Origin of the sequence: Longimicrobium sp. (genome assembly GCF_036280135.1) — a bacterium.
Lineage (GTDB): Bacteria > Gemmatimonadota > Gemmatimonadetes > Longimicrobiales > Longimicrobiaceae > Longimicrobium.
Map to the genome: position 1 here is coordinate 1 of NZ_DASURI010000888.1, position 6,166 is coordinate 6,166.

Sequence of the window (6,166 nt, forward strand, 5' to 3'; positions counted from 1 at the left end):
GCAGTAATCCACGTCCCGGACGAAAAAACAGCGAGGGCGGCCCGGTCGGGCCGCCCTCGCTTCGTCCGTGCATCCACCGATCCGGCGTCAGACCTGCACGCGGTAGAGCACGCGGCGGTTGTGCTCCTGCGCGGCGTGCACGGCCCACAGGACGCTGATGGGCCACGTGATGAACAGGCCCAGCCCCATCGTCACCACCATCAGGAAGAGGCTGATGAAGCACATGGCGATGGCGCCGCCCACCGTGGCGTACGCCATCCCCAGCGGGCCAAAGAAGAACGCCAGCAGCGCCGCCAGCCCCACGCTCTTGCGCTCGTTCACGATCACCACGGGCGTCACCGGCCGCGCGGCCGCCATCTGCTGCCCGCGGGGAAGCGCCTGGACCAGCGCGCCGTCCGTGCCGTAGATCAGCTGCGCGCCGCACCGCTCGCACCACGCCCGGCCGCCCGTCCGCGTGGCGGGGTGCACCACGGGCGCGGCGCACAGCGGGCACTGGGGGCTCGCCGCGTACGGCGCCGAAGCGGCGTTGGGGACGGCGTTCGCGTGCATGGGCCGCCCGCAGTGTACGCAGGCGGACGCGAGGGACGAGACGTCTCGTCCGCAGTCGGCGCAGGTGATCAGGGCCATGGTGGCAGATCCGGAGCAGGGGTCGGGAGCGGTGCTCGGCGGGCTCTACGGAAATGGCGGCCGGCAGGATTCGCCCGCACCCGGCCAGGACCGGCACCGCGACGATCCTCCGCGCGCCACCCGTCACCGCGTCGCGCTCAGCCGGGCTCGCGGACGGCGACGAGCTCGAACACGGCGTTCTTGAAGAAGGCGCGCTTGAACAGGTCGCCCGCGTGGCGCGCGCGGCCCGCGCCGCCGCGCCGCACGGACTGCGCCGCGATGCGCAGGGGCAGCGGATCGAACATCCGCCGCGCCTCCGCCGCCGTCAGGTGCACGGTGTGGTCCGCGAAGGGGCGGATCTCCACCGGCACGCCCAGCGCCGTCCACGCCCCGTGCAGCCGCGACACGGCGCCGTAGAACGGGTGGTGGACGTTGACGGTAAAGTACAGCAGACCGCCGGGCGCCAGCACCCGCGCCAGCTCCTCCACCACCCGCTCCGGCACCTCGGCGTGGTCGATGACGTTGTCGCACAGCACCACGTCAAAGGCGCCGTCCGCGAACGGCAGCGCCTCGCCGGCGGCCGCGAACGTGGGCACGCGCCCCTGCCACGCGGGAAAGAGCGAGCGGTAGTGCGCCGCCAGCGGATCGATCCCCACGCCCCGGCTGGTGCCAAAGAAAAAGACCAGCCCGTGCGCGCCGCTGCCCACCTCCAGCACGCGCGCGTCCGCGGCGATGGCGCCCACGCGCTCCAGCTTTTCGCGCGCGGCGGCGCTGCGGGCCTCCAGACGCCGCATGATCTCGTCGTCGTGGCCCTGGATGCGCCGGGCCTTGGCCTCCTGGTTGGCCAGCTGCCGCTCCAGCGCGCGCACGGCCCGCCGGTGGCGAAGCGAGGCCAGCCACCCCATCCGCGATCCCCCGCCCGCTCCCGCCATGGCCCGTCCTCCGTGCACGCGTGGGATCAGGCGGACGCGCGGCAGGCGCGCTTGGCCTCCGCGCCGCGCCGGATGGCCTCCGCCAGCGGCTCCGCGCCAAAGCGGACCGGGTCCGTCACCGGCAGCCCCGTGACGTCGGCGATGCGGGCGATCTCGTCGCGCGCGGCGGCCTCGTCCATGTCGAAGGTGACGAGCGAGATGCCGATGACCTTTGACGGCCGCAGGGGCGCGATGGCCCCCTCGCAGATGCGGATCATCTCCTCCACGGACGGCAGCGGCATCCAGTGGTACGCGTTGCCGGCGCCGTACGGGCAGGCGCGCGTGGGCTGGTGGCACAGGATCATGGCATCGGGCATGGAGCCGTGCAGCAGCCCCAGCGTCACCCCCGAGTAGCCGGGATGCACCAGCGAGCCCTGCCCCTCGACGAGCACCACGTCGCTCCCCTCCGCCGCCTGGAGCACGAGCCGCTCCGCCGCGCCGCCGATGAAGTCGGCCACGACGGCGTCCACGGCGATGCCCCATCCCTCGATGAGGATGCCCGTCTGCCCCGTGGCGGCAAAGCCCACGCGCGTACCGGCCGCCGTGAGCGCGTCGCGGATGCGCAGCCCCGCCGTCATCTTGCCGATGTTGCAGTCCGTGCCCACGGTGAGCACCGAGTACGCGTCCACGAGCCGCGCCCGGCCCTGGCTCACGGGCAGGTCCGCGGGCGGCTTGCGCAGGTCGTGGATGCGCACGCCGCGCTCCGCCGCCAGCCGCGCCAGCTCTGGATCGTCGCCCAGGTGCACGTGCAGCCCGCTGACGATGTGCAGCCCCGCGGCGATGGCCTCGCGCAGCATGGGCCGGAACGCGTCCGGCAGCCCGCCCCCCTGCGGCGCGATGCCGATGAGCAGCGCCGTGGGCTCCAGGGGCAGCCCTTCGCCCACCGTCGCCACGACGGGCACGTCGCCGCCGAACCCAAGCACGTCCTGCACGGTGCGTCCCGCCCGGGTGGAGTCCAGCACGGCCAGCACGCGGTCGGGGATGAAGCGGACGGCGCTGGTGGCCGTCTTGCTGGTCAGCGGCCCGAACTGCCCTTCGGCGACGACGAGGTAGCGGTAGGTCGAGAGGTCGTGGTTCACGGAACGAAAGTGCGTGAGTGGGTCAGTGCGGGAGCAGGCTCGTGCGCGGCGCGGAGCCGTGCGCGCGAACGGAACCACTTCCGCGCTCACGCACGTCCGCACTCACGCACTTCATCGCGGCGCGGCGCCGGCCTGCTCCAGGACGCCGGGGATGCTCACGCCCGCGGGAACGGCGCGCAGGGCGCCCTCCGGCAGGCGGATCTCCGACGGCGCGTCGCGGACAAAGCGGCGGAATCCCTTGCCCTCCAGCAGGCGGTGCACGTAGATGCGCCGCGTGATCACCATCACCGAGGCCAGCACGGGCACGGCCACCAGCAGGCCCACGGCGCCCAGCAGCTCCGACATGATCAGCACGCTCAAAATGCTCAGCACGGGCGGAAGGTGCACCCGGCGCTCCATGATGAGCGGATGGACGAAGTTGGCCTCGATCAGGTGGATGATCACGCCCAGCAGCACCACGAGCATGGCCTGGAAGGCGCCGCCGCTTCCCAGCGCGAACAGCGCCGGCAGCAGCGTGGATACCAGGCTGCCGAAGAACGGCACCATCACCACCACGCCCGTGAACACGCCGAACGCCAGGGCGAACGGCACGCGCAGGATCTCCAGGCCAATCCAGGTGAGCACGCCCAGGAACACCATGGCCAGCATCTGCCCGCCGATCCAGGCGCGCAGCGAGCGGGCCAGGTCCGCCAGGATGTCGCGCACCAGCTCGCGGTGCACGGGCGGCGCCAGCGAGACGATGCCCTCGCGGTACACCTCCGGACGAAGGGCCATGTAGATGCCCATCACCAGCACGCTCACGAAGTTGATGAGCACGTGCAGCGTGTCGAACACCACGGGGAACAGCCCCGCCGCCGCCTGCCCCGCGTTCTCGGCCCACGCGGACAGCTGCTCCGAAAGCCGCTCCGGCGGAAACACCGACGCCAGCAGGGGATAGCGCTCCGTCAGGTCGCGCAGCGACGCCGTCCACACCTGGATGAGCCCCGGCAGGGCCGTGATGAGCGACTGCGTCTGGCTGGCCACGGGCGGCACGATCAGCCAGCCCACCGCCGTCACCGCCAGCCCGGTGATGAGGAGCGCGGCCATCACGCCCAGCACGCGCGGCACGCGAAAGCGTTCCTGCAGGAAGTCGATGATGCCGCCCAGGTACAGGGCGAACAGCGCGGCGATGAACAGCAGCAGCAGCACGTGCGCCACGCTGTACACGAACGCCAGCAGCAGCACGGCGAAGATCGCCGCGATGAGCACGGCGAACGGCGACGGGCGCGACGGGGCGGCCTGCTCTCGGGGTTGGGCCATGCGTCAGCGGAGCGAAAACGGAGCGCGGGCCGGCGAGTTGCCGCCCCCGCGCAACGTATCGAACGGAAGTGCCAAGTGCCAAGTGCCAAGTGCCAAGTACCAAGTGCCAAGTAACTGAAACTGCATTCTCACGCAGAGCCGCGGAGGACGCGGAGTACTTCATCGCGCGATGAAGTACTCTGCTGCCCCTGCTCCCTCTGCGTGAGAATGCAGGAAAAGACCGCGGGGCCGGATGCCGGCCCCGCGGTCTCGTACCTTCGTACCTTCGTACCTTCGTACCTTCGTACCTTCGTACCTTCGTACCGTCCTACACGCCGCGGTTCAGCGCGTCGATCTGCGCGGCGAGGTCGCGGTCGTTGGGCACGCCGCCGCCCTGCGCGGCCGCGGAGGGAGCCGGCGGCGGAGGCGGCGCGAAGGCCGTGCGCTCCTGCGCCGTGTGCGCATCGCCGTCGTCGGACAGGAGCTCGGCGTCGCTCACGTGGGCATCGCGGCCGGGTGCCGCCCCGCCCGCCGCGCCCGCGCCCAGCGCCAGCCCGGGCTGCGCCGTCCCGGGGAGCGACTGCCCCCCCTGCGCCGGGGCGCCGGCGGGAAGCGCGATGCCCATCTTCTGCTTCATCTCCAGCAGCCGGTACTCGATGTCCTCGCTGCCGCTGCTGGCCTCCAGCGCCTTGAACTGCTTTTCCAGCGGGTCGCCGGACAGCTCCTCGGAGACCTCGGCCGCGGCCAGCGCCAGGCGCTCCGTGTGCTCGATCTTCTGCGCCATCCGCTCGAACGTCTCGAACGCGGACGTGTCGCTCAGGCCGGCCATGGTCTCGTGGATGCGCCGCTGCGCCTGCGCCCGCTTCTGCTTGGCGATGAGCAGGTTCTTCTTGCGCTGCGCCTCCTCGATCTTGACCTGCAGCTGGCGCAGGGCGTCCTTCACGCGCTCCGTGTCGGCGGCTTGGCGCTGCCACGTCTCGTGCAGGCTCTGGGCGCGCTGCGCGTACTCCTGCTGGCGCATGAGCGCCTGCCGGGCCAGGTCCTCGCGGCCCTGCTGCAGGGCCAGCACGGCGCGGCGCTCCCACTCCTGCGACTGCTTGGCCTCGCTCTCCACCTGCGCCTTGAGCTTGCGCTCCTCGGCGATGGCGAGGGCCACCTCCTGCTTGGCCTTGGTCTGCTGCTCGCGCATGTCCATGATGACCTGCTCGAGCATCTTCTCCGGGTCTTCGGCCCGGGCGATCAGGTCGTTCAGGTTGGACCGGATCAGCAGCGACAGCTTTTGAAAGATTCCCATCGTCGTGGCCGTTCTGGTTGCTCGGCGGGAGGAGCCGGGCGGAAAGGGACCCGGGCGCTCCGTCGGACAGGTTCGATGTTCAGGGATCGCGACGGCCCGCTCTAGCAGTCGCGGAACGGCGTGAGCACCTCGAGCTGCGTTGCCATGGCCATGTGGAACGAGTCGACCGTGGCCTGGAACTCGTTGAAGTCCAGGTTCTCCAGCTGCAGCGAGTCGGTGAGGATCACGTCCTCTTCCTCCAGGCCGTACGCGGCGTGCACCAGCTCGCTGGCGTTGGCCTGCAGCAGCCGCTTGTACAGCTGGTGGCACTTGTCGCCGTCGCGGGGCACGTCCAGCACCTTGAGCCGGAACACGAGCAGGGGCGGCGCATAGCTGATGACGAGCGGCGTGCCGCCATGCTCCTCGTCGGCGTACGCCAGCCACATTCCCTCGGACACTTCCTCGAAGTCCATCTCCATCCGGTTGAGGAAGTTCACCACGTCCTCGCGCGTCACCATCAGGGCATCTCCGGGTTGGATTGCGGGGGCCGCTCGGGCGCGGGCAGCGCCGCCCCGCCGCTGGGGGCACCCTCCGAAAGCAGGCGCACCATGAACGACTGCTCGTCGGCCAGGCGCCGCACCTCGGCGTGAAGGCCGTCCATCTCTTCGCGCAGGCGCTTGATCTGCGCGTCGCGCGCGGCAAGCTCGTACCCGTCGCCACCGCCGTTGTAGGCCGTAAGGACCCACCGCGACACGAGGCCGGCGACCAGGATGAGCAGGATTATACCAAACATGGGTCGTTTTCCTGGGGCAACGTACGCGGCGCCTCCGGACAAAGTTTCACCGCCGGGGCGGCGTGACAAGGCTTTCGGGTCCGGGAGGCGAAGGGAGGAGACCCATCCCGTGAAGGACGGATCGCGCCGGGGCCCCTCCCGCTCGTCGACTCGCGACCTCCCCCGC

Annotated in this window: 7 protein-coding genes; all 7 read right to left on the reverse strand. The window is 71.2% G+C overall.

What is annotated here, in order from left to right; all coding sequences use genetic code 11:
- Positions 1-87 precede the first annotated feature (87 nt).
- Positions 88-627, reverse strand: a complete 540-nt coding sequence (locus tag VFZ20_RS28630) for a hypothetical protein (RefSeq protein ID WP_329687388.1) — start codon at positions 625-627, stop codon at positions 88-90.
- 137 nt (positions 628-764) lie between these two features.
- Positions 765-1,538, reverse strand: coding sequence for a class I SAM-dependent methyltransferase (locus tag VFZ20_RS28635; protein WP_329687389.1), 774 nt, complete (start codon positions 1,536-1,538; stop codon positions 765-767).
- Between the two features lie 26 nt (positions 1,539-1,564).
- Positions 1,565-2,656, reverse strand: a complete 1,092-nt coding sequence (locus VFZ20_RS28640; RefSeq protein WP_329687390.1) for a DUF1611 domain-containing protein — start codon at positions 2,654-2,656, stop codon at positions 1,565-1,567.
- Between the two features lie 111 nt (positions 2,657-2,767).
- Complete coding sequence (locus tag VFZ20_RS28645) at positions 2,768-3,955, reverse strand: AI-2E family transporter (protein ID WP_329687391.1); 1,188 nt, start codon at positions 3,953-3,955, stop codon at positions 2,768-2,770.
- Positions 3,956-4,262: 307 nt separating this feature from the next.
- Entirely contained in the window at positions 4,263-5,228 is a 966-nt protein-coding gene (locus VFZ20_RS28650; protein WP_329687392.1) for a PspA/IM30 family protein, read from the reverse strand.
- A 101-nt stretch (positions 5,229-5,329) separates the two neighbouring features.
- Complete coding sequence (locus tag VFZ20_RS28655; protein ID WP_329687393.1) at positions 5,330-5,725, reverse strand: hypothetical protein; 396 nt, start codon at positions 5,723-5,725, stop codon at positions 5,330-5,332.
- A complete protein-coding gene (locus VFZ20_RS28660) occupies positions 5,725-6,000 on the reverse strand; it encodes a hypothetical protein (RefSeq protein WP_329687394.1) in 276 nt (91 codons plus the stop codon). Before VFZ20_RS28660 ends, VFZ20_RS28655 begins: the two co-directional genes overlap by 1 nt.
- Positions 6,001-6,166 lie beyond the last annotated feature (166 nt).

Coding starts and splice junctions, on each gene's coding strand:
- VFZ20_RS28630 (WP_329687388.1), bottom strand. CDS start 627: ATGGCCCTGATCACCTGCGCCGACTGCGGACGAGACGTCTCGTCCCTC.
- VFZ20_RS28635 (WP_329687389.1), bottom strand. CDS start 1,538: ATGGCGGGAGCGGGCGGGGGATCGCGGATGGGGTGGCTGGCCTCGCTT.
- VFZ20_RS28645 (WP_329687391.1), bottom strand. CDS start 3,955: ATGGCCCAACCCCGAGAGCAGGCCGCCCCGTCGCGCCCGTCGCCGTTC.
- VFZ20_RS28650 (WP_329687392.1), bottom strand. CDS start 5,228: ATGGGAATCTTTCAAAAGCTGTCGCTGCTGATCCGGTCCAACCTGAAC.
- VFZ20_RS28655 (WP_329687393.1), bottom strand. CDS start 5,725: ATGGTGACGCGCGAGGACGTGGTGAACTTCCTCAACCGGATGGAGATG.
- VFZ20_RS28660 (WP_329687394.1), bottom strand. CDS start 6,000: ATGTTTGGTATAATCCTGCTCATCCTGGTCGCCGGCCTCGTGTCGCGG.